This window comes from Microscilla marina ATCC 23134 (assembly GCF_000169175.1).
Classification (GTDB): domain Bacteria; phylum Bacteroidota; class Bacteroidia; order Cytophagales; family Microscillaceae; genus Microscilla; species Microscilla marina.
The window spans coordinates 16,753-43,704 of the sequence record NZ_AAWS01000064.1 but is presented as its reverse complement, the minus strand read 5'-3'; the positions used below and the strand labels follow the sequence as shown (position 1 = coordinate 43,704).

The following is a 26,952-nucleotide window of genomic DNA, read 5'->3' as shown; positions in this document are numbered from 1 at the left end:
CAAAAGCAGGCTAAAATCAATATCTGTTAAAATTTAACAACGTTACCATGCACGAAAATCACGAGCGTTTTATAAACAGGGCTATCGAGTTAGCAACCCAAGGAATGGATAGTAATTCGGGCGGACCATTTGGTGCGGTAGTAGTCAAAAACGGTGAAATAATTGCCGAAGGACACAATCGGGTCACTTCGACCCAAGACCCTACCGCTCACGCTGAGGTAGTGGCTATAAGAGAAGCTTGCAAAGTTTTGAACACTTTTCAATTAGATGATTGTGTCATTTACACCTCTTGTGAACCTTGCCCTATGTGCTTAGGCGCTATTTATTGGGCGCGCCCCAAGGCAGTTTACTATGCCTGTAACCGCGAAGATGCAGCACACATTGGTTTTGATGATCAGCTAATTTATGATGAGTTGGACAAAAGAATTGATCAGCGACAAATCAAGTTTATAGCTATAGGCAGAGACAATGGATTGAGGGTGTTTGAGAGGTGGCAAAGTAAGGGAGATAAGACTGAGTATTAATTGCAAATTTGAGAATCACGAATTACGAGTGAGTTCATATCATCGTAATTCGTGATTTCTATATTAGCTAGGCTTCTTTTTCCACAGTTTCTTTAGGGCGAAACTGCTCACGGTCTACATTTTTGTAGGCTTCACGAGGAGCCAAGCCCAAAATATCAAACATTTCCATATCATCCTTAAAGTCAGGATTAGGCGTAGTAAGCAATTTATCTCCAGCAAAAATAGAGTTGGCACCAGCCATAAAACACATGGCTTGCTCACTCAATGACATTTCTGTTCTTCCTGCCGACAGGCGTACTACAGTTTTAGGCATCAAAATACGCGCAGTGGCAATCATACGTACCATATCTTGTATGGGTACTTTGGGTTGGTCTTCAAGCGGAGTACCTTCTATCCTTACCAATGCATTAATAGGCACTGAATCGGGGTGAGGATGTAAGTTTGAGAGTACCTTCAGCATTCCAACACGGTCTTTGTCGGTTTCGCCTAAACCTACAATGCCTCCCGAACAAACAGTGAGTCCTGCTTCGCGTGCATTGTTGATGGTGTTCAAACGATCTTTGTAAGTACGGGTAGTGATGACCTCGCTGTAATACTCTTCCGAAGTATCTACATTATGGTTGTAAGCATACAATCCTGCATCGGCAAGCTTTTGTGCCTGGTTGGCATTGAGCATACCCAAAGTACAGCATACTTCCATGTCCATGTCGTTTACTGCCTTTACCATTTCCAGTACACGGTCAAAATCGCGGTTATCGCGTACTTCGCGCCAGGCAGCTCCCATACACACCCGCGACGAGCCAGCATCTTTAGCTTCTTTAGCCATGTTTACTACTGTCTCAAGGGGCATTAGTTTATGTACGTCTACATCGGTACTATAGCGTGCTGCCTGCGGGCAATACGCGCAGTCTTCGGGGCAACCTCCGGTTTTTATGGAAATAAGGCTGCTTATTTGAACCTCGGCATAATCTTTATTTTGGCGATGAATAGAGGCTGCTTCAAACATCAAGTCGAGCAAAGGTTTATTATAGATGGCTTCAATCTCGGCGAGCGTCCAATCGTGTTTTATCATATCACAAGTGGGTAAAATTTTATTATATAAAGAATTTACTATCAATAGCTTGGTTTGACTTGGGGCATATAAAACACCCCAAATTACCACGCAAATTAACAGACGAAGGGCAAGAAAGCGAAATTTAGGTAACTTTTTGTACAAAACCCTTATTTGAGAATCTTTCTAAATAACCCTGTAAGCTATAAAAAATGGGGCGAATGCGTTCTCAAGGGCTTTACTTGTCAAAGTAGTTTGCGCAAAATAAAGATAGGCTTTATTGTAGTAAAATAGAAGCATACCTACAGAAACTCAGGCATAGGTGCATACACTTAAACTAGGTAGAGGGGTTTTATGCCTGATGCTTATTGTTGATTTTTGCAGCTAAAAATTCACCTATATGTTTGACATAAGCAAATATATCGCAGTGATAAAACCCAATAGAATTGGCGCAACCACACTCTATAATATAGTACTCATGTTCGCCACTGCACTTTGCCACATCCATCGCAAAAATATCGTGTGGTTGGTACTCACGGCATCTTTCTTCTACAAACCTGATCATCTCTGGTGGCACATCGGTAGCTGACTTATACAACTCAAATGATTTTCGGTAAGCAGTACTTGTGACCACTTTGCCATTGACCACAATATTTCGCCATTCTTTTTCGATGTGGTAAGCAGTACTAAAGAAAATTTCGGTGGTGGCATTGACAGTTTCAGCCTCGTTTTGCACTACCTTATCATACCAGCTTTTAATTTCGGCAAATGTAAGTACCATTCCGGCAAAAGCCTTTGAATCGGCATTGGGTCGGATAAAAAACCGGGTATCCTGAGGGTAATCTCTTTCTCTCAATTGCTTGAATATAAGCACCTCGCCTTCTGAAGATAGCATAGACGCCTTCCATTGATTGATATAATTGCCCATGGTAAAAGTGGTTTCATCATAAAACAAACCCGCAGGTTGCCCCAAATCGTTATACACCCGCTCCATCATAGTGGTAGAGCCATAATAGATGTTTTCGTGGTGCTTATCTATTGAGAAATCAGGCAAAGTAGTGGCAAAAGGAATTACTTGCACCAATTCATAAGGCAGTTGCAACTGTTGACAGGCAGCTATTATTTTATCCCGGTCGGCAGTTGCATAATTATTTTCCTGAACAATCCATCTTATTTTTTTCATACCCTGCCGCTATTTTTAGTTTTACTCTTCACTATTTTTAAAGCTCAAACAACGCCTTGACCCTATCAGAAAAGCTGGCGCCAGAAGTAACTTTAGTGCCTTCTTTATCATTAAGGTGTAAGATATAGCGTCCCCGAAAGTATTTTTCAAATTGCTTGATAAACTCACTATTGACAATGTACGACTTGTGTACCCGCACAAACTGCTCTGGAAGTTTGTCATCAAGTGTAGTCAAGGTATAGTCCACCAGGTGTTTGTTTTGGTCGGGTGTGTGCAAATATACATACTTACCATCTGCCTCAAAATGCGTTACATTAGTCAATGGCACCAAACGAATGGTGTCGCCTACCTGAATAGGAATTCCCGTAATGGCTTTGGTGGGCTGTAGTTGCTGCAAAAGTTGCTGAATAGACTGGGCGTGCTGCTCGCCTGCAGTTGACTCTGCTTCAAACCGATGAAGCTTTTGAATACTGCGCTCAAGTCTTTCGGGCAAGATGGGTTTAAGTAAGTAGTCTATCGAGTTTTCTTCAAACGCCTGAATAGCGTATTGGTCGTAAGCTGTAGCAAAAATAACTATGGGCAAATGGTGAAGCTTGCGGAGCATTTCAAAACCATTCAACAAAGGCATTTCTATGTCCAGAAAGATCAAGTCAGGTTTGAGCGTGTCTACTACTTGTTGCCCTTCCTGCCCGTTTTGGGCTTCACCTATTACTTCAAAAACATCTGTATGTGCCTTTAGCAAACGTTGAAGACGGTCACGTGCCAATGCCTCGTCATCAATTATGATGGTTTTGTATCGCTTGTTTGTTTTTGGTATATTCATGGGCAAGCATTTTTTTGAGTATAATAACCAATTGTTTTTTGGGTGAGTTTTCAAAGTAAAAGTCGGCATTGCCCGGAAACAGCAACTCGAGTTTTTCACGGGTACTTTTTAACCCATAACCCGATACTAACTCATCAGAGAAAGCCGGACCGTTGTCGCCAATCATTACCTTGATCTGATCGTTTTCAGTATTTATTGTCAAGCTAAGCTTTCCCTTTTCAGCAAGTTTGGCTATCCCGTGTTTGAGGGCATTCTCGACCAAGGGTTGCAACAAAAAACGAGGAATCAGGTAGTTTTTTACCCCTGGTGGCAGATCTAGTTGATAGTTCAGCCTGTCACCAAAACGCACCTTTTCTATTTCCAGGTAAGTAGCCACCATGTCTAGTTCTTCGCCTATGGTAGTCAGGTGGTTATTTTTTCGATTGGTATTGTACCTAAAAAACTTAGACAAGAGTAAAGTCATTTGCTCGGCTTTGTCGGGGTTGGCGTGTATCAGGCTTGCAATAGAATTGAGGGTATTATACAAAAAATGAGGGTTTACCCTGGCATGTAATGCGTCCAGTTCAGCCTGAGTTTTGAGTTGTTTTAACTCCATGAGTTTCAATTCCTGCTCGGTGATTTTACTGTCCAGTTGAGCTCTTTGATGAATTTTAGTAAATATAATCATACCTAATGCAGTGTAGAAAACAATCAAAACAACGGTGACCCCTATAGAACTTGGGTTAGCCCCCCACCAGTGCACACTTATCCACCCGATGACTTTTACCCCTACAAAACAGTTGATCACCATCACCAAAAACACCAATGAAAAGCTGATTGGTTTCCAGCTGATTTTATCGGACAAATACAACGATATCTGGATAGCAAATGTAAGGCAACAACCAATGACTACTCCTTGGGTAACACCTATCAACAGGCTTACTTCGTAGTGTTTGTTCATCACACCAAATACCAATCCCACGCCTAAGCCTATGGGCAACGCTGTAAGCAATGTATGTATATAGTCTACCCAGGTAAAGTAGCGTTCGTGCCGACGCGACATTAACTTAGCAAAACGTTGTTGGCATTTTTTAAGTTTATTCATACAATTGTTTTAATCGGCTACAAATGCTTGACTATTGCTACCAACCCAATCCAACCTAAGGCTTCACCTCTGCTATAGCCATTTTTAAAATTTCATCGTGATCAAAAGCCATTTCAGGTAATTCATCCAATGCAAACCAAGTAGCATTGCGGGCATCGTCTCCTGCTATGGGCTTACAAGCATTGATGTCTACCAAGGCATAATGTGCTATAGACACTACCCAACCTCGTGGATCTCTGTCTGGTGCAGTAAAGGTGTATAACTGGTGTAGCTCTACCCCTTTCAGGTTTGTTTCTTCTTCCAACTCACGTTTTGCGGCTTGCAGAGCAGTTTCGTTGGCATCTATAAAACCACCAGGTATTGCCCATTTATCCTGAAAAGGCTCATGTGCTCGTTGAATAAGCAGTACTTTGGTAGCCTGGTTGGTATCTTGCCCAAATATGATACAGTCAACAGTAAGGGCAGGACGGGGATAATCATAAGTATGCGCCATAAATCATTTTTTTAAATTTAGTCATCTTCTATTTACCACAAGGGCAATCAAGAATCAAGTTGTATATTTTTGGTCTGAATAGGAAAAAACAAGGAGTGAAATTTACACAAGTAAGCCAGGAAAAACGAATAATGGCATTGAACAACTCTTTATACTGCCTGCCCGCTTTGTTTTTACCTCCAACTGTAATACTTGCTTTTTTGAACCGTCTTACTCACCAACAAGCTCCAGATGATGGTTTCAAGGTTACTTTTACCGCAAAGCAAATCACAGGGTTTTCCCGCTATTCAACAAAGAACGCCACCAGATTACAACTGATTCATTTGACCATCAAAAATAAGTATTCACCTAAAATATGCCCCACTTCAACAAAAATCAGTAACCTTTTTACTAAAGAGCAGTTTCTATTTTAAACAAATTACCCCTTAGGATATAAAGCACTGATTATAAACCATATACCTTAATTTACAGTGCTTATATTAAGCTTGTAACCACACTACAAAAACCAATGATATACAAATACTGCCACGAAAAAAACACCTTTGTATTGCAACCTGTTCCACCGGCCTATGTCTTTGAAATATCAACGTAAGAAATACACACATAATCCATATATTTTACTTTAAAGCATTATCAATAGATATTTACCATGAAAACTTTTACTTCATCATTCCTCTGTGTTTTACTATGTTGTGGAGGATTTTTGAGTTGGGCAAAACCTCCAAAAACAAAAAAACCCAATTCGCTCAAAGCAGTAAAAATAAAAAATAAGCCTACAATTGATGGCAAACTTGACGATGAAGTGTGGGTACGTGACCCTAGCTTTTACGTAGGAAACTTCATCCAAACCCGCCCAAGCAATGGCAAACCCTCTGCCCAAAAGACCGAAATTAAGGTGATTTATGATGACTTTGCCATCTACATTTCTGCCAAGATGTATGACAGTGAGCCCAATAAAATTCTCAAAGAGTTTGGGCAACGCGATTCGGAAGGTAAAAACTCTGATTACTTTTCAGTAAGCTTTGATACTTACAACAAACAACAAAATGCTTTTTCGTTTATAGTATCGGCGGCCGGAGTACAAACTGATAAGTTTATTTCTGCCCGAAACGAGGACGTAAACTGGAATGCCGTTTGGAAAAGTGCGGTAAAAATTACCGACGAAGGTTGGACTGCTGAACTTGAAATTCCTTATTCTGCCTTGAGGTTTCCGCGCGATGCCAACCAAACCTGGGGGGTAAACTTTATGCGTAGAGTACAGCGCAACCAGGAAACCAGCTATTGGAACCACGTAGATGCCTCTTTGAGTGGGTTTGTAAATCAGTTTGGACAATTAACCGGGCTCAAAAACATCAAGCCTCCTGTGCGTTTATTTTTGTTGCCTTATGCCTCTTTTTCAAGCCGTTATGACGATACCAATGGCAACTCAAACACTTATGGTGGAGGAATGGACTTAAAATACGGGATCAGCGAAAGCTTTACTTTAGATATGAGTTTGGTGCCTGATTTTAGCCAGGTACAGTCTGATAACGTAGTACTCAACTTAAGTCCTTTTGAGGTGCGTTTTCAAGAAAACCGCCCTTTCTTTACCGAGGGTACCGAACTGTTTAACAAAGGGGGACTGTTTTATTCACGCCGTGTAGGACAAAGTTCTTTTGACCTGAAAGATGAGCTGGGAGAAAATGAAGAGGTAGACAAATGGCCAGGAGAGACACAATTAATTAACGCCACCAAACTTTCGGGCAGAACTAAGGGCGGTTTAGGCATAGGGATATTCAATGCAGTAACCAAAGCATCGTACGCCAGGGTAAAAGATACTGAAACTGGAGAAACAAGAACAGTACTGGTAGACCCACTGACTAACTACAATACTTTTGTGCTAGACCAAAACCTGCCTAACAACTCTAACATCAGTTTTATCAATACCAATGTTTCGCGCGCAGGTGGGTTTACTCACGCCAATGTTACTGGAACCGATTTTCGTTTTCATAATAAGAAAAATACTTATCGCCTGCAGGGGTTTGCGGCAGTGTCGCAGCGTTATACCCGCGACAGCGAATCGGGTAGTTACATTCCAGACTTGGGCTATAAATACAACATCTCTTTTAGTAAAGTAAGGGGGAAGTTTCGTTTTTGGATGAATCGCAATGTAGAAAGCGACAACTACAACCCTAATGATATGGGTTTTTTGCAAGCCCCCAACGAAGTGTCACACAATGCCGAGGTAGGGTATATGACTTTTAAGCCTAAAGGCATACTCAACCGTTTTAACTGGTGGACTGGAACCTGGCACCGCATGCTTTATAAACCTTTTACTTTTAACCAGTTTGGGCTATGGACCAATATGAATTTCAACTTTACCAATTTTTGGTATGCTGGTTTTAATTTAAACACTACCCCGGTAGACAACTATGACTACTTTTCGCCCAGGGTTGAAGGACGCTTTTTTAAACGATTGCCTGCACACGAGGTAAACTTTTGGGCGGGAACCGACAGCCGCAAAAAATTTAGACTTACCGGATACGGTGGTACTTGGGCTCGCCCCGATTGGAAACAACAAGATACTTGGTTTGGTATAAGACCTCGCTACCGGGTGAACAACAAGTTGTCTTTTATTCATGACTTTAATTATACCCGCCGAAACAATGAAAGAAACTGGGCAACCAATGTAACCGATGACAACGACCACACCCATATTGTGTATGGTCGCCGGGATGTACGAAATATTACCAATACGTTTACCCTCGATTACGCTTTTAACCGTTTAACCAACTTTCGTTTGAGAATACGTCATTACTGGAGCAATGTAATATATGATAAGCTGTACTTGTTGCAACAAAACGGCGAGCTACTGGCTGATCAGGCAACTTTGAAAAGTTTGGAAACCAACTCTGAAGGGGTTAGTGAAGCCGTGACACATAACCAGGATTTCAATGCTTTTAACATTGACTTTGTATTTAACTTACAATTTGCACCGGGTAGTTTTCTTACCCTGGTATACAAAAATGCCGTATCTAATTTCTTGTCAGGACGCGAAGTAAACGACTTTAGCTTTGAGCGTAACTTCCGCAACAACGTAATGAACGCCCCCCAGGTTAACACGTTTTCGGCCAAAGTAATTTATTTCTTAGACTATCTATATGTAAAAAAGCTCTTTAAATAGAGACCCAAACAAACCATATACACAATAACCTTTGTATATTTTCTCAATAATAAATCAAAAGCCTGCCCTTGTTTTAGCGCAGGCTTTTTTGTTTTTATCAGTGGTTTGTTTGCCTGCCAAAACAACACTACCTTACAGTCACCTCAAACAGTTTTATATCAATATATTTGGGTTTGCTTCACGTTAGCCTAGACAATAAAAGTAATGCATTGACAGATATGAAGATTTTAATAATAGGCGCTTCCGGGGCGGGTACTACTACCTTGGGGCAAACTTTGGCGCAACACACCTCCTACACTCATTTAGATGTAGATAATTATTACTGGAAACCTACGAAGCCATCTTTTCAGGAAAAAATGCCTTTAGCAAAAAGAAATCAAAAATTAACCGCAGACTTCAATTGTTTACCCAAGGTAATTGTCAGTGGCTCGCTCATTAGCTGGGGCAATGAATGGTTACAAGCATTCGACCTGGTGGTGTTTCTTTACTTGCCCCAAAAAACAAGAATGGAACGCCTCAGGCAAAGGGAAATACAACGGCACGGAGAGGCGCTGCATACCCACGCACTCATTCGTCAAACTTCTCAAGCCTTTTTGGAGTGGGCAGCCCAATATGATGACCCTAACTTTACGGGAAGATCGCTGGCAGTACATCAACAATGGTTACAAAAACTTGCCTGCCCGGTGCTCAGGCTAAAGGGGGCAATAGAGCTTGAACAGAAAGTAATAAAGGTGATGGCACTGATGGAATAACACCTTGCCCATACCAAAAAAAATAGTGTAGGTAGTGGCACTTACTCACCATTACCTGCACTATTCGATTTCGCTTTAAGTTGCAGATTATAAAACAGAAAGCCCTAAAATCCAAGTGTTTGTGTTTTTTTTAGGATTTCAAAAGCAGGAACTTATCGCGCTGATATGCATCGGCACCTAAGGACTTGTTGCTTGTAAATCGCAACTTGTATTAAATTAATTGACCTTTACAACTTGTACTTCTACCCCTTGTTTTTTGAGCTGATTCACTAAAGCTGCTTCGCTTTGTTTGCTAGGCTTATACATTACCTTGGCGCTTTGACCATCTGTTGTAAAAACCTCAATATAATAATTGTAAGCACTGCTTCTTCCTCGGTTAGTGAGCACCTTTTCGGTTTTTAGGCAAACCCTTTCAACCTCGTTTAAGGCAAAGCTTTGGTAACTTTTTTTGTAGTAAGTACCAAAAATCTCCAGAAACTCGGCAGATAGTCTTACTGTAGACAGAGTTATTCTGGCAGAATAAAACATGTATGCAGCCGACAATATTAACATTATTCCAACGAAATTTTGCAGAAGTGCTGTGATGAACACTGCAAGTACAAATATAAGCATGATCACAGATTTATAACGTTTGTCTATTTGTCCTTTAAATTCTAAGGATTCTCCTTGCTCAGCAGAAGTAGACAAAAGTGGTTTTGTGGTAGTCATAAATTAGGTTATTTTATAATTAAGAATATGTAGTGGACTATATTAGTCCCAAGTGAGATATTACGTAAACCGCTTAAGAAAAGTTAAATGAATGAAAGCTACCTTGCTCTCTTTAAGTTTTTTGAAAGAAACTTGAAAACCTTTGATGAATGTAAATCGCCAGGCATAATATGGTCTATTTAAGTTGTTGATCGCTTAATTATACAAACCTGCCCCTACTGACTGGAGTTTTATAAGAAAATACCGAGCTGCATGTCTCCCTGCCATCTTTTGTTGCTCAAAGCTTATTCTTTGTTCAACTGCTGTTTAGCCCGTGTTTCGTTTCTGATTCGGCGCTGTAGCAAGTCATAATACTCTTTGCCGTACTTGTTGCCATACCTTATATACGAAGTTTGCGCCCATTCCTTGGCATTTTTCAAGTCACCTAACACCTCATATCCCACCGCTATGTTATAGGCCAAATAGCCCGACTCTTTGTTACGCGCTCGCCCCAGTCCACTTTTCCATACCTTAATGGCTTCTGCCCATTTTGCTACATCGGCATAGCGGCTACCTTGTTCTAGTTCAGGCGCTCTTTTGGCTTTTCCTCTAAAGTGTCGTGTAATACGCATAGGCATAGGTGATATACGGTAAGCATAATACCTTCCTATTTTTTCGCTCAACCTACGCGAAGCATTCGTTTTGGAAATCAACGTTCTGACAGCAGCAGCTTTGGAGGCTGCAGCAGCCTTCCAGGTTCCTGTTTTTTTGTACAGCTTTTGGTCTATCATACTTTGGCTGGCAGGTATATAAAACTTAATGCCTACTTTTATTTTGTTTACCCCACGGGCGTAAAATTCGTTTACTTCTACTTGCTTGGTAACCCCACCTTCTTTTACTTTCTTTTTGGTTTTTTGTGTTCCATGCGTGATTATAAAATCAGTATCAAAAATTTCAATGGCCACTACTGCATCGGTTTTATAAGTAGCACACAAAGCCTGTATTTTTGACCAACTCAAAGGTTTAGGAAAAGCAGTGGTCATACTGTTGCCTCCCTCTCGAATGGGTGCTACCTTAGATGTAAACCGGGTAGAGGCAGTGAGCTTGGCTCTAAATGCTTGAATCAATGCTTGGGTGGCTGCTTTGTCTTCTTCGGGAAACTCGCCAGTAAGTACACTTTCTGCCACGTTCAACAGATTTTTGTTAAACTTGGTACGGTCTACTACCAACAATGACTTTACCTTGGGTGGCACTAAAATATCGGCAGGGCGAGAGGTTCTGAGGGTGACTTTGCGCCTACCTGTAGAACAACTCATAACACTGGTTGCCAGTAATGTTAGGCTAATGAAGTATAGGGTGAGTTTGTTTGTTTTCATAGTTGTATCTATTATTCGATCTATTACACAAAATACATTTATTAAAGATAAATCAAAAACAATCATCTACAGATAGTTACGACAAGGAACTTGCTGTAGCATATAGAAAACAAAAAAGCACTTTAGGCATTATTCCCAAAGTGCTTTTTTGTAGACAAATAACAAGCAACAGTCAAATCATTTGTACACCTATTTCTCGTCGTTGTAATACAACTGATAATAGCTCATCTGGCGCTCTTCGTCAAACCCCTTTACCACATAATCGCGGTTGCCGTGGATATATACACTAAAGTTTTTGTCAAGCTTGAGCACACTTTTAAACTTCTTTTTGGTTTCTTTTACGGCATTAGACGAGATTTCAAAATCTTCAAACTTCAACTCTACATCTGCCTCTTCTTTGTGTTGCTCTTTGTACTGTTCTTTGTACTCACGGAAAGCTTCTACTACTTCGGGCTTTTGAATTACTTCTTGTTCGAACTCTGATTCGTTGAACACCTCTTTTTCTTTAAAATACTCTACCGATTTATTAAGCAATGCGATTTGTTCTGGACGCTCTACCTCCTGCTCTTCGCTCAATACCTCATCTACAAAGTCTTTGCACATGGTCAGGTAGTTTTGGGTATGGTAAAAGTTGTTTTCGTAAGGCTTCACCCGCAAAAAATCATCGCGCCAATATTGCGCCTGGCTACTCTTGTTAAGGTTGTCGACAATACATACTTTATAACCGTGTTCTTTTTCAGTATTAAAAATCAAGCAGCCTTTGTCAAGCTTGTTAATATTGATTCCATCAGCATAGTCAATGTTAAAGTTGTTGTTTTGCTGATACACCCGCAGGTAGGTATCTTTGTTTTCAGACTTAAACAAACCCACTGCATCTGCCAGTTCATCGTCTACTATACAGTCGGTAAAATGTACAATATAAAATTCTCCTCCCTTAATTTTATTGTGGTGAGAGGCCTCGTATAGGTGTTTGGCTATATTCACCGATTGGTCATAAAAATTGTCAGGGTTCTCAAATATTTGGTCTACATAATGATATACTTCGTTTAGGTTTACGTCGCTGTCGTGGCCAAACTGAAAAAAAGCATCTGTTTTGAATGAGGACAAAAAATATTTGAGCAACAAATCCTGAATCAAATCATCATTAAGGTTGAGCAAAGTCTTGGATAACTGCACCCCTTCTTCCTTAGATTTATTGCCTACATTATGTACTACAATGTTTTGTAAACTAACGCCGTCGAAATTGAACATCCCAAAAATATGATTGTGTGAAAAATACTAAGTTGAGTAGCTGCAAGTAATGAACAACAAGCATAAAGCTACAAAAATAAGGTGCATCATTCTATCTATATAGAATAACACACCTTCCTTAGGAATGGTGAAAAAATAAATTACCGATTTCGAGGGAGGGATTTTATTCTGAGACGAGGCACTTTTTGCAGGCGTAGCCATAGCTACGGCTAAAAAAGTAACGAAGTATCAGGATGAAAGAGCACCTCCAAACTGAAAAGTTATTTTTTTCCGTTCCTTATCTTTACGAATTTACAAAAAAATTGAGAGAGTCTGTCAAACTCCAGTAAATTTTAATCCTGTGCTAAAGCAGTCAAGCCCACACTGCAAAATTTACATTTGCAAAATGGGCTTGATTGTTTCAAATTTTTGAGCAAGGCTTCATGCACTTACTACTACTTTTTTTCTCTCTTTATACTTTCCGTTCTTACTAATCACAATGAAATAAATACCTTTGCGCCAAGATTTGGTTTCTACGACAAACTCACTGCTGATAGTTTTGAACCTTCCAATAATTCTGCCTACCGGATTGTGTATGCGTATTTGATAAACGGCTTTGTCTGTATCAAATTTCACTTTTACTTTTTCTCCCCGGTGTACAAAAATGGTTTCTGCTGCTTGAAACGCAGCCAATGCTTTATACGTTTTGATGTCATTCAAGGCATTTTTTAATTGGTGACCTTCTACGCTAGTTGAAATTGTAATGGCTAAAAATGCAAAAAAGCTCCACTTTATCATTTTATTCATACACTTTACTACTCTAAATAGGCAACAAATGTTACCGTGTTTTACTCTATCGGTATACATACGTGATTTTTGACAAAAAAACGCACTTTATTTAATCTCCTATGGCTGGTTTTACGTAAATATGTAAGGTTCAACCCCCCAACAATATTTACACAGCATGGAAACATATTTGAAAAACGAATTTATTACAATTCATTATAGCACTGAGCAAAAAATTATCCAGCTTACGTGGTTAGGTTTTATAGACAGTACAGCACTGCGGCAAGGGTTAAATATTGCCCTTAACCTGGCAAAACAAAATAAGTTGAATTTGTGGATTATGGATCAGCGACTTAGGCGAGTACTAAGGTCAGAAGATGCTACCTGGATCATCAATGATTGGTTTCCTCGCTTTTATAAAATAAACCCCAAAAGTAAAATCGCTATTTTATTACCCGAAGATACCTTTGGGGAGTACAATACCAGAAAAAACGTCAAAGAAATAGAAAGCCGTCACCAACAAATGATGCCTTACAAATATTTTAGTACTATCAAGCAGGCTTTGTATTGGTTGGCTCCAGCAGTTATAGCCTAGCAATCAACTCTGATAAGCTGGCCACAATACGAGCAATTTCTGCATTTTTTTCTTCCTCCGTCAAGCCTTGCTCATCCAATGTCTTAAGATTTTGAGCTATCAAAGCAACCGCAGTGTTAAGTTGAGCATTTCCTTCTGAATACTGTAGCAGTTGTACCACTACTTCGTTCACTGCCCCATCTCTCAATCGCTTTTTCAATTCTTCTTTAAAAGCATCATTATTTTCATCTTCCAACAAATAGTTGCTGGTTTCGCGGGCAATCACTTTTGCCGGAATCGCTGCATTTCCTTCTATTTTTATCCAGGCACGATTGGCTACTTTACGAGATAAGATGGCTATTCCAAATCTTTCGCTTACCCCTTCGTCGTGTAATAATTTTTCTATTTTTGCCAAAACCTTGCGCTCTTTATCGCTCAAAGTTTCTTCCTCAAGGTCAGTTTTTATTCCGTTGGTCATATCTGTCCCCGAAAAACTAATCTGACGGGCTATTGGTAAATCTTTGTCAAGGCTTGATATTACGGGCTTGTTTGACTCTTTGGGCAGGTCAAGCTCTTCGGCTTTTTCATAGTTTTTGACAAGTTGGTCAGCTATTCTTTTCTGATCTAGTAATCCCATATTTGTGGTGGTTCTGAAGTATTAAATTAAAAATTGTATGAAGGCTAATATACGCAAATTATTGATGACCTGACGCGACTCATCAACGATTTGCTTGTGATTTTTATTATGATTTCACCTAATTCTTATCATTTATTCGCTGATTTCGTGCTTTTTCCATGTTTACAAACCTATATACATACTCTGCCAAAAAGAAAGCACCCGCTACAGTAAACAAGTGCCAAAGCCAGTGGATGCCCATAGGCAATATAGATTTTACTACAGCCAAATGGTCGAACTGACGACAAGCCAGGGCTGCCAGAAAAAACAAGATCGCAATAAAAAGTATTTTGGCATTGGCGTAGCGGGTTCTGGTAAGTACCATAAGCATAGGGCTAAACATAAACACTCCTCGGGTAAAATAAGAAATATTAATTTTGTAAGGATTGGGCACAAACATCCAAACAGGTAACATCAACCCTACCATTGCCAATATTACAAAGATGGTATAAGACCAACGTCCCAAGGCTTTTGCCCAAAAATAAATGGTAAGGGCTAAAGTAATAATGATGATGGGCATAAAGTCCATAACGAGCAACCAACGCGAAGTACGAAAAGCATGAAACAAGGTACTGCCCAAGCCACCCAAGACCAAAAATGGCAAACAAAAGGTAATAAAGGGGTATTCACTATACCTCCCCTTGAGTTTAAGCCCCCAATAAAGCGGTGGCAACAAAAAAAACAAGGAAGAGTAAGCATTCCAGGGTTCTACTATCAGATTATTCAAATGCTCTAGGGTAGTTTCTGTATATACAGGTCCTCCGTCTACAAGTTTGCTGGCAATTACTTTTCTTAAGGTATCAGATACCATCATAACTATTTTGTTGATTATGTGAGCAACGTCTGCTGTACAAATGGTGGCACTTTGTGAGCATACTGTTGCCAGGTTTTAATATCACTTCGTTCAAATGTACTTAATTATTATATTTTAGTCTGCCATAAACCCAAATTGTTCTACAAAATTCGAGCAAATTGATGGGTTGAGAGAGATTGTTTGAGGTGGGATTGTGGGCAATTAATTAACTACCGATTTGACAGGGTAAATAAAAATATTATTTCTAAATTAAGGCTTAAAACCAAACATTTTACAGTTGAACGAATAGATATAATGAAAACCTCACGCTATTTACTTTTATTAGGCTTGACTTTGTGCAGCATGACTCTTGCGCAAGCCCAAGGTAGAAAATACATTCGTTATGCCATTGACGATATCAATAGGGGCAAAGAATGTATATACCGCAGTACCAAAGGCGATTCGTTTGCATACACTGCCAATAGCCGTTCAAAGCGCATTAACCTGATTTTGGTAAGCATGAAAAAAATTACCTACAGTGACATTTATAAGGTAAAGTTTCCTAGGAAATCTGCCACCTACCAACTGGTGTTCGAAGGCGAAGGGCTTACTTGTACCAACCCTGACGGTAGTCGGCAACTATTTCATAGTGAAGACAAGCTTGTATCTAAAGGCAAAAATGGACTTATAGAATACCTCTATACCAGGAGTGTTCCAGTCCGGTTTTATTACAACAACAACCGTAACCGTAAAAAAACCCAACTTCAATTTGTGTCAAACAATGGGGCTGTTATGAACATGAAGTTTCCAGGGTCAAACAAGATATACAAGCTCAAAACCTTGATCAATGGCAACGTGATTTGTACCAATCCTGATGGTAGTAAGCAAGTTTTTGTGTTGGAGGATTGAACAATCATTCATAGGCATAAGTGAAACTCCTTATCACCTGTGCTTTTTTGATGTTTAGGTAAATATTCATACCTATCCCAAAACTCGTGGTAATGTACATCAATATGCCTAATATGATTTTTCAGGATTTGACTTTGTTTTTTTTGGGAGGAAATTTAGCAGACCATTTTTGAACAATATCATTTTAAAACACTACAAATAGCTTAAAAAAACGAAATGCTTTGCCAAAAAAAATAGTAATTAACTATATTTATCATCTTTGATTACCATTTAATTCAAATTTTTTATTAGAACAGTTATGTATTACCATGTATCAATAACAACTACGAGAAAATTGGAACCTAACAATTCTAACCAAGTTCTCTATGAGCTTGATAAGACAAACCTAGAAGAACTTAAGGAAGATATTATAATGCCATACCTTCAACAAGGTGATTTTCATTTTAATGGTTGTTTACTTACAAGCACTGATATTATACAAATAATAATACAACAATCTCAAAAAACCACACAAGAACATGCTGCTGACGAAAATACACAAGCAAATATTAAAATGATCCCCTTGTACACTACTCCTTATGATATTCTCGCCTTTGATAATTATGTACAAGACATAACATCACAAGTTATCAAAGAATGTAAAAGTGAAATTTCACAAGAAACTCAACCTCCTGATAAAACTCCACAAAGAAATGGTTTTGATAATACTGAAGTTTTTATTGTCCATGGACACGATGACTCAAAAACAGATAAAGTAGCAAGATTTATTCAAACATTAAGTCTAGTACCTATTATTCTAAGTGAACAAGCAAGTGGAGGGCAAACTATAATTGATAAATTAGATTCTAATTCCAACGTAGGATATGGGATAGTACTATATACCCCCTGTGATCAAGGGTCAAAAATAGGGGATGAAAAGGATGCAAAAAAAAGAGCTAGACAAAACGTAGTATTTGAACATGGTTTTTTAATAGGTAAATTAGGCAGAAGCCGTGTATGTGTTTTGATAACAGACGAAGAAATAGAAAAACCTAATGATATATCAGGAGTATTGTATATTAAAATGCATGATTCAGGATGGCAATTAAGTGTAGCTAAAGAACTAAATAAAGCTGGTTATGATGTAGACGCCAACTCACTAATAAAATAATAAAAATTATCATAAACTATAGAAATGTATTATAACATACTAATTGAAACAAATAAAAAAGACAAGAATAGTAATAATCAAAAGATACATGACTTTGCCAAAACTGATTTAGAGGCAATAAAGAAGAAAATAATCATCCCCTACATGAGAGAAGACAAGTTTAGGTTTAAAGGATACCACCTAAACCATAATGATGTAGTAAGGTTGGTTATAACACAATCTGAGAAACCTCTAGAAGAGTACGCAAAAAATATAAACGATAGACGTTCTCTTCAGAGTACTAATATACTAATACTTAATTATACATCAAGTGCGGATATTTTTGAAGATGAAACATATACTAAAGTAATTACAGATGAAGTTTTTGAAGAATGTGAAGAGTTCATTAAAGAACAAACACCTGCAAAAGCCTCGATAAACAAAGCAAAATTAGACAAAACTAAGGTTTTTATTGTTCATGGGCATGATCAAGCAACAAAAAATGAGGTGGCAAGATTCTTAGAAAAGTTAGATTTGACTCCTATCATTCTTCATGAACAAACTGATGGAGGCAAGACTATTATCGAGAAAATAGAAAAATACTCTGATGTTGGCTATAGCATTGTATTATATACCCCTTGTGATGAGGGATATAAAAAAGGCAATCCAGATGATTTAAAAAATAGGGCAAGGCAAAATGTAGTTTTTGAGCACGGTTTTTTAATAGGTAAACTAGGAAGAAAACATGTATCAACTTTAATAAAAGGAGACATAGAAATACCCAATGATATTTCAGGGCTTGTTTATACTAAGATAGATGATTCAAGTTGGAAATTTAAGGTTTTAGACGAGTTAAAAAATGCAGGTTATGATATAGATGCAAATAAAATATTTTAGGTATCATGAGTTTCAAAAAACTGAAAAATAACATTCATTCAAATATTGATGTTTATATATCAATGTTAGCTGGTTTTGTGGCTGTGCTTTATGGGCTTTTGGGGGGCTCTGAAATTAAAGACTCCATTATTTTAGCTACAATTGCTGCTATTTTAGGAATTATAGCTTTTGGTATACTCAAGGACAGGCATACAAGAGAACAATTGCTTTCAGAAGTAAAAAACCTAAATATCAAATCGTCTAGCCACTTCCAGCTTTACCGCAGGAACAGTTATAAACCACTATCTGAGACATTAAAAAATGCAAAAGAAATTATATTCATTGGTGTTTCTCTCAATAATATTTTGAATAATGTGGGTGAGTCACTCAAAAAAAAGGTACAAGAGCAAAACCTTAATGTGACGTTAATTTATTTAGATCAAAACGTAAAATCTTTTGGTGCTAGTGCTTTTTGGCTTAACGAAACAACATCTTCATTGAAAGATCACATCAAGTTTACTGACAAAAAACTCAAAGATTTAGGAAACCATGGATTCAATGTAAAAAAAATAGAAGCATTACCAGGGTATAGTATGTTACTAATTGATCCAAACAAAGAAAATGCAAAAATTTTTGTGGAGTTTCACACATTCCAAGCACTACTAGATGAACGTCCACATGTTGTATTAAACAAACCTGAGAACCCTTTATGGTTTGAGTACTTTAAACACCAGTACGAAAAAATCTCAGATAAAGCTAAACAAGTCTAAACCACTGTTTCAAGTGTTCCGCAGTGATCATCTGACACTCTCGTGTAAAAAGAAGTCACCACTGACGCAAGTTTAACGAAGGACAACTTCGAACAGAGAAGGTAGGGGAAGCACCGTATAGCTTCCCCAAGGTCATCATTCACCCAAGTACTTTAGTCGCTTAATGCTGATGCCTTCAACATTTTGTGCTTGTAAAAGTATGACACCCCTACCGCTACCAGTGCTACAATTACAGGGGCATACCCTCCATCTTGAACATGGGCATGGGCACCTATCGCAAACAACAAGTTGAACACAAACCCGGCATAAGCCCACTCTCTTAGCATGGTAGATTTATCTGTCCATATAGCCACCAAACCTAAAATTTTGGCTATAGCCAGCGGATATATAATAAATACAGGAAAACCAGCCTTTGGAAAATTCTCGCTCACCATTTCATACTGTGTAAAATACATGGTGGCACTAAATGTCATGATCAATGTCAATAACCCGGTAGCAATTCTGTAAATTAATAAATCTGTCTTTTTCATAATAAAATGTGATTTAAAAATAATTTTATTCACCTTGTCATTATTCACCTAGGTAAATATTTGTGTAAAAAAATTTAATCTCTCAGTTTTTCTAAAGTTTCATTGATTAGTTTAGCTTCTTCGTCCGAAACATTCTCAATAAAGGCTATATATGACTCGTCATCTTTCTCACTCATTTGTACTAACAAATCTAAAGCAGTTTTTGCCACTTTTAAATGAACTCCCCTCCTACCTCTTGCTAACACAGTCATACATTTTTGATAAACAGTATTCTATAAACAAAAGCCCTCAAGTCTCCTAAAAAAAGGCTTAAAAGAGCCTGGTTTATTCGTTTGATGCAGGTGCTTTCAATGTTTTATGCTTATAAAAGTAAGATACTCCTACCGCTACCAATCCTACAATGGGAGGTATATATTCTCCATCTTGAACATCCAGATGGGCACCTATTGCCAACAACAAGTTAAACACAAATCCGGCATACGCCCACTCTCTTAGCATGGTAGATTTGTCGGTCCATATAGCCACCAAGCCCAAAATTTTGGCTATAGCCATCGGGTATATAATAAATGTGGCAAAACCTGCCGCTGAAAATTTTTGACTCACCATTTCATATTGTGTAAAATACATAGTGGCACTAAATGTCATGATCAATGTCAATAACCCGGTAGCAATTCTGTAAATTAATAAATCTGTCTTTTTCATAATAAAATGTAATTTGAATTGATATTTATTTACCATATAAATATTCACCTAGGTAAATATTTATTAAAAAAATTTAACTTCTCAATTTATCCAAAATTTCACTGGCAATTTTTGCCTCTTCGTCTGAAACGTTCTCAACAAAATTTATGTGTGATTTGTCATCCTTCTCATTAATTTTTATTAACAAATCTAATCCAGCTTTTGTAATTTTTAGATGCACTACTCTCCTATCTTCTTCACTTCTGGCTCTTTCGACCAACTGTTTTTCTACCAGCTTGTCGCAAAGGCGAGTAGCATTGGGAGACTTTTCTACCATTCTGGTCTTCACCTCGTGCATATTGAGCCAATCATTAGCGCCTCGTAAGATGCGTAAAATGTTAAACTGTTGAGGAGATACGCCAAAAGGCTTGAGAAAGCTCGCAAATTGGTTTTGAATCCAGTTTCGAGTAAATACTACATTTGCTAACAAACGATACTTGTTGTCTACAAATGAAGACTTTATTTCTTCGTCAATTTTTGCCATTTTTTTCTAACTTTTGACAAAGCTAATAAAAATTTATTTACCCTGGTAAATATTTATCAAAAAAAACAAAAAAACTTTAAGCAATCACACAATAGTCCATAGTATTTAGTCGGTAGTCCATAGCTGATTCGAGTAAATGTTTACCTTGTTAAATACTGTAAACCAGTATCTTATATTAAGATTGCGTACTCACTTTATTTTTAAAAGGGTTTCAGTTTTAGCCTACACCAACCAGTTAAATAGTTTTTAAATTCATAAATGACTGATTACCAGCAAACAACTTTCACCAAAAGTACTGCGGAGTATTGATCACATGAAAACTATTCTATTTATTGGTGCTCTTCTGTATGCTATTTTGCCTGTCTGCAAAGCACAAGATCGGGTCACTTTCTTTTTAATCGGTTTTTGGAGACTCACCCCTAGCGCAAGCATCCTTCGCTTGTGCTTATAATTGCGGAAGCATCTTGCCCCGAAGCAAGTTCGGGATGGCTCACTTCCATGTTTTTGCAAAAAACAAATACTCAAGCTTGAATTTGCTACGATGGACACAAGTCTGGAGACTTGCGCCAGCGTGGGATTGTTGCCAGTTTTTTACGAAATCGTTTCGACTCCAGACATACATTGCACTCACAGAAAATTGGTTATGCACACGAACATTAGCGCTATAAATCCACCAGGAATTAAAATGATTTGCTTGCTGCGCTTTTACTTGAAATGAAGCTAAACCCAAAAGCATACATATAGAAAATACTAATTTGATCATGCACTCAATATTGACCGAACTTTGAGAAATCTGAGGCATTAAAAAGTTATCGCCAGAATTCGGGCTGTTTTCGGGCTGTTTGCTTACTCACGCAAAATACAGCCCCAAACTCTGGCTAAACCTCATTGCTCCTACGCCTGATTTATAGGGGGATAGTTTAACTACCTTTAATTGTTATTGAGTAGTTTTAGCAACTCTTTGGCGGTAGCATTTGCTGATTTGTTGTTCTGACCTGTGACTAATTCGCGGTCTACAACCACGTGAGGAGCCCAGTCTTTCTTGCTACGAGAGTACTTACCACCCGCATTGGTAAGGGCATTTTGTGGCCAGTAAAATAATTGGTCACCACTCAGGTAATATTTAGTGGCAGTGGCTTCTTCTGAATTGCTGAAAACCGTCATTTTATAACCTGCATAAATCCAACCTTTAGCTGGTTTGGCTTTTTTACCAGCTCTCATATCAGCCTCAAACCCGGCGCTATTTGGCAAAGAAGATAACAAAGCAACCGGACCGTGGCATACCAACCCTGTAGGCTTAGATTTGGCGTGGAAGTGATGTAAGAACTTGCTCAGTAAATCGTTGTCCACTAAATCGCCTAATGGAGCGTGCCCCCCAGGTACAAATACAGCATCAAAATTTTCAATACCGATTTGTTCAATACGAGCGAAACTTACAACGGGACTGTGTTTTTTATCATTCAGCATCAATCGGTTAAACAAGGCTTTGTGAGCATTGTAATTTTCCTGACTCTCATCCAAAAAGTGTTTTCGTGTATCAGAAACCAAATCAAGTGTTGGTGCTATGCCAGTTGGAGTAGCAAAAGTCAGCGTATGACCTGCCTCCATAAATATTTTGACTGGCTCCATCAACTCATTTAGATAAAAACCTGTTTTGTAATCATACCCTCCTTTTAGTTTCATTTGCGACACATCTGACATTACAATCAGAATATTACCAGCAAATGCCGCCTGGTAGCTCACCAAAAAGGTCAATAAAACAAGCATATTTAACCTCACCATACGCTGTTTTAGCCCACGCATCAAAAATTTATTGAACCATCCACCTTTTTCTCTGTACCCAGCCGGGTCTTGAGTGTTAGCTGTTAAGATTAGTGCTTTTTTAGTACTCATAATTATTTGTGTTTTAAAATTTATTACGCCACAAAGATGAGGGGTTAGTGCTATAAAATGAAATAACTTATTTTACATATGATATAGATTTTATTATATCATTTAATCTGAAGATATTTCAAAACATTATACACATTTGCAACGGCTTTTATAAGTCACTAAAAATCAATATTATAAAAGGTGTGATCACTTGTGGAACAGCGTTTTTGAACCAAAACCTTCGTGCTACAAACCTACCAATACCTCCTCGGTTACTTGCATGCTATAGTCGTTCAGTTTTTGGTGGGTAGGCATCCAGCCTAACAGAAATCGGGTAAAGTCGGCAAGGGCAATGGGGTATAGTTGCCGCCATTCTTGCTCTAGAGCTTCGGCATCTACATGGGGTTTGGCTATAGCCAATGTCTTTTTCAATGCGACAAAATAAGTGTCTAACAACTCGCTTTCGTAGCGTTCACATTCGGCACCCGACAAACAACTGCCCAAAAAGTAAGTCACGTCTTTCATTCCGCAACCCCCGCCTACATATTGAAAGTCCACGGCAGCTACCTTTTTGTCATCTTCAGAAAAGCAAAAATTAGCGAGTTTGGCATCGCCATGTACAATGGTTTGGTACTTACATTGGTTAAGCAAGTCATCAAGTTGAGCGGCTTTAGCTTTGAGCCCTTGGTGTTCCATCTGCTCAAGTTCGTCGGGGCGGGTTGCCAAATGCCAATAGGTGCCCACTTCCCATAAGCCAGCAGGCGGTTGTTGCAAAAAAGTGGCGTGGAAGTTTGCCAACCAAGTCAAGCACACTTTTACCTCAGGCAAATCAAGCTGGGTTTTTCGCACTGGAAAGTGGAGGTTCAAATCCTCTAACACGATCCACTGATCATCGCCTTCGGCATAAGCGCCAATGAGCTTTGGAACTCGGCAACTATCGGGGCAAAGCTCGCTCCATTGCTTGTACCAATGGGTTTCTACCTGATAAGACTTTACTTTTCTATTGTGAGAGTTTTGGGTGTTCCAGCCCCTTGGGTGTTCGTTGGCTTGGTTTAAGGCAATGTGTTTTACTACCACTGTCTTAAGCAATGGGTTGTTCAATTGGTAGCGAACAATGCTCCCGTAGCCGCTCCATAAAGATTGGATGGTTTCAACTTCTTTGCATTCGGTAGATTGGGTGATTTTTAGCAGGTGTTTTGTAAAATTCATCTTTTTATGGCTTTATTGTGCTATGGTGCGCAAAATGGGGTTGTTTTATCATATTTGCAAAAGCAAGCAAGGCAAAGAACCAAAAATCTGTAAAGGTTTCCAACTATGCGTTGCTAACAAAAGTAATACTAAGTTAAATACAAAATCATCTACTTATTTTAACCCATTTATCAAGCAGTTCCATCGTTTTTCCTAAAAAAATGCTCATCTGAAGTATTTCCAAAACCATAAACTTTATATTGCTTATTTTGATTCCTCATTCACCTTTTGAGCAAGTGCATATCATTAAACTATAGTGATTTTACATGAACCAACAACAGAAAACTCAGAGAGATAAATACATTGATAAAGCAATAATGTCAGATGGCTTTATTAGAATTTATTCTAATAAGACAAAGTTAAACTATGATATCAAACTTCTCCAGGACAAGAAGTACAAAATAATAGAGTTTGATGGCAACTTTATTTCTACCAAAATGGAGTTGATGTTTGACTTGGAAAAAAAACTGCAATTCCCGAGTTATTTTGGTAAAAATTATGATGCTCTAACAGATTGTTTAGGTGACTATGAAATACCAAACAATGGTGTTGTTCTTATTTTTAGGCACTTGAATAACCTTGATTTAGAACACGTTCACACGCTTCTTGACATTTTCTGTACTTATTCACGCCAAAGCATTGTATGGAATAGAAAATTAATCACCTTAGTACAAGTTCGTGACAAAAATTTTGAGTTAACGCAACCAATAGGTGCGGTTAATTTTTACCTCAAATGTAGAATGGAAAAATAACACTAAACCTCTCGACTAACACCCACGTTTTTGCGGGTATTTCAGCGAGTACCAAACAGATCTGCAAGTAGACACATATACACACTAGCAAAAGATAGTTCAATCTAGCTTCTTACCTGCAGCCAAACCACATCTGAAAAAGCTTAATAACTTAACAATGCATAGCACAATCTATATATTCACTATTTTAAGCATCAATTTACTCTTTGAGAAATCTTTATACACAATCTAACCAAGTCTAAAAAATAACCCTATCAAAAATGAGTAAAACTATCATTGTATCTAATCGCCTCCCTATCAAAATTCAGAAAAACAATCAGGAGTTAACCTACACACCAAGCGCGGGTGGGCTTGCCACAGGCTTGGGGTCAATCTACAAAGAAGGTAACAACATCTGGCTAGGCTGGGCTGGTTTACACTTAACAAGTGAAGCAGAAAAAAATCAAGTCACTGAAGACCTGGAAAAGGAAAGCCTCAAACCTATTTTTTTGTCAGAAGAAGACGTAGAAGGTTTTTATGAGGGCTTTAGCAATGCTACCATCTGGCCTTCTTTTCACTATTTCCCCCAATACGCCGTTTACCAAGATATTTTTTGGGAAAGTTATCAACAAGTCAATCAAAAATTTGCGGAAGCTATTTTGGAGGTGTGCGAAGCAAATGATACCGTCTGGATACACGATTATCAACTACTGCTTGTCCCACAATTAATTAGAGAAAAACGTCCTCACATAAGCATTGGCTACTTTCAACACATTCCTTTTCCTTCTTACGAAATTTTCAGGCTCTTGCCTTGGCGTAGAGAATTGCTTTTGGGTGTGTTGGGAGCCGATTTAGTGGGTTTTCATACCTATGACGACATGCGGCATTTTTTGAGTTCGGTAAATCGTTTGGCAGGAATAGGTTATTTTCATGGAGAAGTTGAAATGGGCAACCGCAAGGTAGTGGTAGATGCCTTTCCTATGGGTATCGATTATGATAAATACGCTAAAAAAGCTTCGTCGCCCGACACGATTAATAGGGAGGTGCGTTACCGTTCGTCTTTAAATAATGAAAAAATCATTCTTTCTATAGATCGACTTGACTATTCCAAAGGCATCAAAAACAGGTTACAAGCCTTAGAAATATTCTTTGAAGAATACCCTGAGTATTTAGAAAAAATGGTGCTTTTTATGGTAGTGGTGCCTTCGCGCGATACGGTACCCAGGTACCAAGCCTTAAAAACAGAAATAGATGAGTTGGTAGGGCGCATCAACGGAAAGTATGGGCGGGTAAGCTGGACTCCTGTGCATTATTTTTACCGCTCATTCCCTCTTGAGGCACTATCGGCTTTTTATAGAATGGCAAATGTTGCTTTAGTGACTCCTCTACGCGACGGAATGAACTTGGTTTGTAAAGAGTACATTGCCAGCCGGTTAGACCAAACGGGTGTGTTGATTTTGAGCGAAATGGCTGGTTCTTCTAAAGAGTTGTCCGATGCCATTTTGATTAATCCTAACGACATCAAACAAATTGTAGCCGCGTTGCACCAAGCCCTTACAATGCCCAAAGATGAGCAAAAGTTTCACATGGAAATTATGCAAAATTCCTTGAAAAGGTATAATATTCACCATTGGGTCAAACTATTTTTAGACCGATTGACAGAAGTAAAGGAGCAACAGTCGTACATGCACACCAAAATATTGGAAGAAAACACCATCAAACGCATCAAAGCCGCTTACCAAAAAGCCGAAAAAAGGCTCTTATTTTTAGACTATGATGGTACTCTGACGGGTTTTGCCCAAAAACCTGAACAAGCCAAACCCAATCAAGAATTGTATGACATTTTAAATAATTTGATACAAGATCCCAAAAACCAAGTGGTGATTATCAGTGGACGAAAGCACCACACGCTGGAAGAATGGTTTGGAGACTTAGACATAGATTTGATAGCCGAACACGGCATTTGGAGCAAGCAGATGGGCAAAGACTGGGAGGTGCAAGAAGGGATGAACAACGATTGGCAAAAAGAAATTTACCCAGTAATGGATTTGTACGTCAATAGAACCCCTGGCGCTTTTGTAGAGCAAAAGGCGTATTCTTTAGTGTGGCACTACCGCAAAGTAGAGGTAGGCCTGGGCGAGCTAAGAACAAGAGAATTGAGCAGTCATTTGAAGTATTTGACCAGTAATATGGGGCTGCAAGTGCTAGAGGGTAATATGGTGGTAGAAATAAAACCCATGACTGCTAACAAAGGAGTGGGGGCTACCAAATGGCTGCAAAAGTTTCCTTCAGATTTTGTGATTGCTTTGGGTGACGACAAAACCGACGAGGATACATTTAAAGCCATGCCCGAAAATGCTTTTACCATCAAAGTGGGGACAGGTAATTCTGAGGCAAATTATTATTTGGACAGTGTGACGGAGGTAAGAGACCTTTTGAAAAGTTTAGGAAGAGAAAATAAATAACT

28 protein-coding genes are annotated in these 26,952 nt (G+C 38.6%); 11 read left to right on the top strand and 17 right to left on the bottom strand.

All coding sequences use genetic code 11. The features are described 5' to 3' along the window. Positions 1 to 47: 47 nt before the first annotated feature. The gene (locus M23134_RS33360; protein ID WP_002704411.1) at positions 48 to 524 is read left to right on the top strand and encodes a nucleoside deaminase; all 477 of its coding nucleotides are present in this window, start codon (positions 48 to 50) and stop codon (positions 522 to 524) included. Positions 525 to 591: 67 nt separating this feature from the next. Here the strand turns inward: M23134_RS33360 and bioB are convergent, their stop codons facing one another. The 5 genes from bioB to M23134_RS33335 all read right to left on the bottom strand — a co-directional run bounded on the left by bioB (position 592) and on the right by M23134_RS33335 (position 5,158). After that, positions 592 to 1,596, bottom strand: coding sequence for a biotin synthase BioB (gene bioB, locus M23134_RS33355; protein WP_002704409.1), 1,005 nt, complete (start codon positions 1,594 to 1,596; stop codon positions 592 to 594). 331 nt (positions 1,597 to 1,927) lie between these two features. Continuing rightward, on the bottom strand, positions 1,928 to 2,758 hold the full coding sequence (locus M23134_RS33350) for an ATP-grasp domain-containing protein (RefSeq protein ID WP_002704404.1): 831 nt from the start codon (positions 2,756 to 2,758) through the stop codon (positions 1,928 to 1,930). 37 nt (positions 2,759 to 2,795) lie between these two features. Continuing rightward, positions 2,796 to 3,581 carry a LytR/AlgR family response regulator transcription factor gene (locus tag M23134_RS33345; RefSeq protein WP_002704402.1) on the bottom strand — a complete coding sequence of 262 codons (786 nt, stop codon included), beginning with the start codon at positions 3,579 to 3,581 and terminating at the stop codon, positions 2,796 to 2,798. Beyond that, the gene (locus tag M23134_RS39330) at positions 3,535 to 4,665 is read right to left on the bottom strand and encodes a sensor histidine kinase (protein WP_002704399.1); all 1,131 of its coding nucleotides are present in this window, start codon (positions 4,663 to 4,665) and stop codon (positions 3,535 to 3,537) included. The genes M23134_RS33345 and M23134_RS39330 overlap by 47 nt, the downstream gene beginning before the upstream one ends. 55 nt (positions 4,666 to 4,720) lie before the next feature. After that, positions 4,721 to 5,158 carry an NUDIX domain-containing protein gene (locus M23134_RS33335; RefSeq protein ID WP_002704398.1) on the bottom strand — a complete coding sequence of 146 codons (438 nt, stop codon included), beginning with the start codon at positions 5,156 to 5,158 and terminating at the stop codon, positions 4,721 to 4,723. A 95-nt stretch (positions 5,159 to 5,253) separates the two neighbouring features. Between M23134_RS33335 and M23134_RS33330 the strand changes: the two genes are divergently transcribed. The 3 genes from M23134_RS33330 (at position 5,254) to M23134_RS33320 (ending at position 9,073) form a co-directional block, all read left to right on the top strand. Beyond that, positions 5,254 to 5,571, top strand: coding sequence for a hypothetical protein (locus M23134_RS33330; RefSeq protein WP_157558776.1), 318 nt, complete (start codon positions 5,254 to 5,256; stop codon positions 5,569 to 5,571). A gap of 236 nt (positions 5,572 to 5,807) precedes the next feature. After that, entirely contained in the window at positions 5,808 to 8,321 is a 2,514-nt protein-coding gene (locus M23134_RS33325) for a DUF5916 domain-containing protein (RefSeq protein WP_045114847.1), read from the top strand. Positions 8,322 to 8,539: 218 nt separating this feature from the next. Further along, a complete protein-coding gene (locus M23134_RS33320) occupies positions 8,540 to 9,073 on the top strand; it encodes an AAA family ATPase (protein ID WP_002704389.1) in 534 nt (177 codons plus the stop codon). Positions 9,074 to 9,289: 216 nt separating this feature from the next. Here M23134_RS33320 and M23134_RS33315 read toward each other — a convergent pair whose 3' ends face one another. The 4 genes from M23134_RS33315 to M23134_RS33300 all read right to left on the bottom strand — a co-directional run bounded on the left by M23134_RS33315 (position 9,290) and on the right by M23134_RS33300 (position 13,173). Next, the gene (locus tag M23134_RS33315; RefSeq protein ID WP_045114846.1) at positions 9,290 to 9,781 is read right to left on the bottom strand and encodes a hypothetical protein; all 492 of its coding nucleotides are present in this window, start codon (positions 9,779 to 9,781) and stop codon (positions 9,290 to 9,292) included. Between the two features lie 284 nt (positions 9,782 to 10,065). Then, positions 10,066 to 11,136: a DUF6340 family protein gene (locus tag M23134_RS33310; RefSeq protein ID WP_002704385.1), complete on the bottom strand. Its 1,071-nt coding sequence runs from the start codon at positions 11,134 to 11,136 to the stop codon at positions 10,066 to 10,068. 189 nt (positions 11,137 to 11,325) lie between these two features. Beyond that, positions 11,326 to 12,387, bottom strand: coding sequence for a nucleoid-associated protein (locus tag M23134_RS33305; protein ID WP_002704383.1), 1,062 nt, complete (start codon positions 12,385 to 12,387; stop codon positions 11,326 to 11,328). A 420-nt stretch (positions 12,388 to 12,807) separates the two neighbouring features. Beyond that, positions 12,808 to 13,173 (bottom strand): T9SS type A sorting domain-containing protein, encoded by a 366-nt coding sequence (locus M23134_RS33300; protein WP_002704382.1) that lies wholly within the window; start codon positions 13,171 to 13,173, stop codon positions 12,808 to 12,810. Positions 13,174 to 13,330: 157 nt separating this feature from the next. Between M23134_RS33300 and M23134_RS33295 the strand changes: the two genes are divergently transcribed. Continuing rightward, positions 13,331 to 13,747 carry a hypothetical protein gene (locus M23134_RS33295; protein WP_002704381.1) on the top strand — a complete coding sequence of 139 codons (417 nt, stop codon included), beginning with the start codon at positions 13,331 to 13,333 and terminating at the stop codon, positions 13,745 to 13,747. Here M23134_RS33295 and M23134_RS33290 read toward each other — a convergent pair. Together M23134_RS33290 and M23134_RS33285 are read right to left on the bottom strand one after the other, a co-directional pair. Continuing rightward, positions 13,737 to 14,363, bottom strand: coding sequence for a hypothetical protein (locus tag M23134_RS33290; protein WP_002704380.1), 627 nt, complete (start codon positions 14,361 to 14,363; stop codon positions 13,737 to 13,739). The two genes, M23134_RS33295 and M23134_RS33290, sit on opposite strands and share 11 nt — an antisense overlap. A 118-nt stretch (positions 14,364 to 14,481) precedes the next feature. Then, entirely contained in the window at positions 14,482 to 15,216 is a 735-nt protein-coding gene (locus M23134_RS33285; RefSeq protein WP_045114844.1) for a ceramidase domain-containing protein, read from the bottom strand. Positions 15,217 to 15,510: 294 nt separating this feature from the next. Between M23134_RS33285 and M23134_RS33280 the strand changes: the two genes are divergently transcribed. The 4 genes from M23134_RS33280 (at position 15,511) to M23134_RS33265 (ending at position 18,879) form a co-directional block, all read left to right on the top strand. Further along, positions 15,511 to 16,104, top strand: coding sequence for a hypothetical protein (locus tag M23134_RS33280; protein ID WP_045114843.1), 594 nt, complete (start codon positions 15,511 to 15,513; stop codon positions 16,102 to 16,104). A gap of 334 nt (positions 16,105 to 16,438) precedes the next feature. Continuing rightward, entirely contained in the window at positions 16,439 to 17,254 is an 816-nt protein-coding gene (locus tag M23134_RS33275) for a TIR domain-containing protein (protein WP_053337439.1), read from the top strand. 24 nt (positions 17,255 to 17,278) lie between these two features. Next, on the top strand, positions 17,279 to 18,130 hold the full coding sequence (locus M23134_RS33270; RefSeq protein WP_002704373.1) for a TIR domain-containing protein: 852 nt from the start codon (positions 17,279 to 17,281) through the stop codon (positions 18,128 to 18,130). A gap of 5 nt (positions 18,131 to 18,135) precedes the next feature. Continuing rightward, entirely contained in the window at positions 18,136 to 18,879 is a 744-nt protein-coding gene (locus M23134_RS33265) for a hypothetical protein (RefSeq protein WP_002704371.1), read from the top strand. A gap of 152 nt (positions 18,880 to 19,031) precedes the next feature. Here M23134_RS33265 and M23134_RS33260 read toward each other — a convergent pair whose 3' ends face one another. The 6 genes from M23134_RS33260 to M23134_RS33235 all read right to left on the bottom strand — a co-directional run bounded on the left by M23134_RS33260 (position 19,032) and on the right by M23134_RS33235 (position 23,715). Next, a complete protein-coding gene (locus tag M23134_RS33260; protein WP_045114841.1) occupies positions 19,032 to 19,409 on the bottom strand; it encodes a DoxX family protein in 378 nt (125 codons plus the stop codon). Between the two features lie 74 nt (positions 19,410 to 19,483). Next, positions 19,484 to 19,660: a hypothetical protein gene (locus M23134_RS41530; protein WP_157558775.1), complete on the bottom strand. Its 177-nt coding sequence runs from the start codon at positions 19,658 to 19,660 to the stop codon at positions 19,484 to 19,486. 73 nt (positions 19,661 to 19,733) lie between these two features. Continuing rightward, positions 19,734 to 20,111 (bottom strand): DoxX family protein, encoded by a 378-nt coding sequence (locus tag M23134_RS33255; RefSeq protein ID WP_232296859.1) that lies wholly within the window; start codon positions 20,109 to 20,111, stop codon positions 19,734 to 19,736. Between the two features lie 73 nt (positions 20,112 to 20,184). Continuing rightward, positions 20,185 to 20,634: a MarR family winged helix-turn-helix transcriptional regulator gene (locus tag M23134_RS33250; protein ID WP_002704363.1), complete on the bottom strand. Its 450-nt coding sequence runs from the start codon at positions 20,632 to 20,634 to the stop codon at positions 20,185 to 20,187. A 930-nt stretch (positions 20,635 to 21,564) separates the two neighbouring features. Further along, on the bottom strand, positions 21,565 to 22,527 hold the full coding sequence (locus M23134_RS33240; RefSeq protein WP_002704362.1) for a type 1 glutamine amidotransferase domain-containing protein: 963 nt from the start codon (positions 22,525 to 22,527) through the stop codon (positions 21,565 to 21,567). Positions 22,528 to 22,752: 225 nt separating this feature from the next. Beyond that, positions 22,753 to 23,715, bottom strand: a complete 963-nt coding sequence (locus tag M23134_RS33235) for an oxidoreductase family protein (RefSeq protein ID WP_002704360.1) — start codon at positions 23,713 to 23,715, stop codon at positions 22,753 to 22,755. Positions 23,716 to 24,020: 305 nt separating this feature from the next. Between M23134_RS33235 and M23134_RS33230 the strand changes: the two genes are divergently transcribed. Further along, positions 24,021 to 24,506, top strand: a complete 486-nt coding sequence (locus tag M23134_RS33230) for a barstar family protein (protein WP_002704356.1) — start codon at positions 24,021 to 24,023, stop codon at positions 24,504 to 24,506. 260 nt (positions 24,507 to 24,766) lie between these two features. Next, complete coding sequence (locus tag M23134_RS33225; protein WP_002704355.1) at positions 24,767 to 26,950, top strand: bifunctional alpha,alpha-trehalose-phosphate synthase (UDP-forming)/trehalose-phosphatase; 2,184 nt, start codon at positions 24,767 to 24,769, stop codon at positions 26,948 to 26,950. The last annotated feature ends 2 nt before the right edge of the window (positions 26,951 to 26,952 follow it).

What these genes read in the sequence shown, in the direction of transcription:
- M23134_RS33235 (WP_002704360.1), bottom strand. Translation starts at nt 23,715, where the DNA reads ATGAATTTTACAAAACACCTGCTAAAAATCACCCAATCTACCGAATGC.
- M23134_RS41530 (WP_157558775.1), bottom strand. Translation starts at nt 19,660, where the DNA reads ATGACTGTGTTAGCAAGAGGTAGGAGGGGAGTTCATTTAAAAGTGGCA.
- M23134_RS33300 (WP_002704382.1), bottom strand. Translation starts at nt 13,173, where the DNA reads ATGAATAAAATGATAAAGTGGAGCTTTTTTGCATTTTTAGCCATTACA.
- M23134_RS33310 (WP_002704385.1), bottom strand. Translation starts at nt 11,136, where the DNA reads ATGAAAACAAACAAACTCACCCTATACTTCATTAGCCTAACATTACTG.
- M23134_RS33250 (WP_002704363.1), bottom strand. Translation starts at nt 20,634, where the DNA reads ATGGCAAAAATTGACGAAGAAATAAAGTCTTCATTTGTAGACAACAAG.
- M23134_RS33305 (WP_002704383.1), bottom strand. Translation starts at nt 12,387, where the DNA reads ATGTTCAATTTCGACGGCGTTAGTTTACAAAACATTGTAGTACATAAT.
- M23134_RS33360 (WP_002704411.1), top strand. Translation starts at nt 48, where the DNA reads ATGCACGAAAATCACGAGCGTTTTATAAACAGGGCTATCGAGTTAGCA.
- M23134_RS33345 (WP_002704402.1), bottom strand. Translation starts at nt 3,581, where the DNA reads ATGAATATACCAAAAACAAACAAGCGATACAAAACCATCATAATTGAT.
- M23134_RS33320 (WP_002704389.1), top strand. Translation starts at nt 8,540, where the DNA reads ATGAAGATTTTAATAATAGGCGCTTCCGGGGCGGGTACTACTACCTTG.
- M23134_RS33230 (WP_002704356.1), top strand. Translation starts at nt 24,021, where the DNA reads ATGAACCAACAACAGAAAACTCAGAGAGATAAATACATTGATAAAGCA.
- M23134_RS33255 (WP_232296859.1), bottom strand. Translation starts at nt 20,111, where the DNA reads ATGAAAAAGACAGATTTATTAATTTACAGAATTGCTACCGGGTTATTG.
- M23134_RS33290 (WP_002704380.1), bottom strand. Translation starts at nt 14,363, where the DNA reads ATGGGATTACTAGATCAGAAAAGAATAGCTGACCAACTTGTCAAAAAC.
- M23134_RS33225 (WP_002704355.1), top strand. Translation starts at nt 24,767, where the DNA reads ATGAGTAAAACTATCATTGTATCTAATCGCCTCCCTATCAAAATTCAG.
- M23134_RS33280 (WP_045114843.1), top strand. Translation starts at nt 15,511, where the DNA reads ATGAAAACCTCACGCTATTTACTTTTATTAGGCTTGACTTTGTGCAGC.
- M23134_RS39330 (WP_002704399.1), bottom strand. Translation starts at nt 4,665, where the DNA reads ATGAATAAACTTAAAAAATGCCAACAACGTTTTGCTAAGTTAATGTCG.
- M23134_RS33270 (WP_002704373.1), top strand. Translation starts at nt 17,279, where the DNA reads ATGTATTATAACATACTAATTGAAACAAATAAAAAAGACAAGAATAGT.
- M23134_RS33265 (WP_002704371.1), top strand. Translation starts at nt 18,136, where the DNA reads ATGAGTTTCAAAAAACTGAAAAATAACATTCATTCAAATATTGATGTT.
- M23134_RS33285 (WP_045114844.1), bottom strand. Translation starts at nt 15,216, where the DNA reads ATGATGGTATCTGATACCTTAAGAAAAGTAATTGCCAGCAAACTTGTA.
- M23134_RS33335 (WP_002704398.1), bottom strand. Translation starts at nt 5,158, where the DNA reads ATGGCGCATACTTATGATTATCCCCGTCCTGCCCTTACTGTTGACTGT.
- M23134_RS33240 (WP_002704362.1), bottom strand. Translation starts at nt 22,527, where the DNA reads ATGAGTACTAAAAAAGCACTAATCTTAACAGCTAACACTCAAGACCCG.
- M23134_RS33295 (WP_002704381.1), top strand. Translation starts at nt 13,331, where the DNA reads ATGGAAACATATTTGAAAAACGAATTTATTACAATTCATTATAGCACT.
- M23134_RS33325 (WP_045114847.1), top strand. Translation starts at nt 5,808, where the DNA reads ATGAAAACTTTTACTTCATCATTCCTCTGTGTTTTACTATGTTGTGGA.
- bioB (WP_002704409.1), bottom strand. Translation starts at nt 1,596, where the DNA reads ATGATAAAACACGATTGGACGCTCGCCGAGATTGAAGCCATCTATAAT.
- M23134_RS33315 (WP_045114846.1), bottom strand. Translation starts at nt 9,781, where the DNA reads ATGACTACCACAAAACCACTTTTGTCTACTTCTGCTGAGCAAGGAGAA.
- M23134_RS33260 (WP_045114841.1), bottom strand. Translation starts at nt 19,409, where the DNA reads ATGAAAAAGACAGATTTATTAATTTACAGAATTGCTACCGGGTTATTG.
- M23134_RS33350 (WP_002704404.1), bottom strand. Translation starts at nt 2,758, where the DNA reads ATGAAAAAAATAAGATGGATTGTTCAGGAAAATAATTATGCAACTGCC.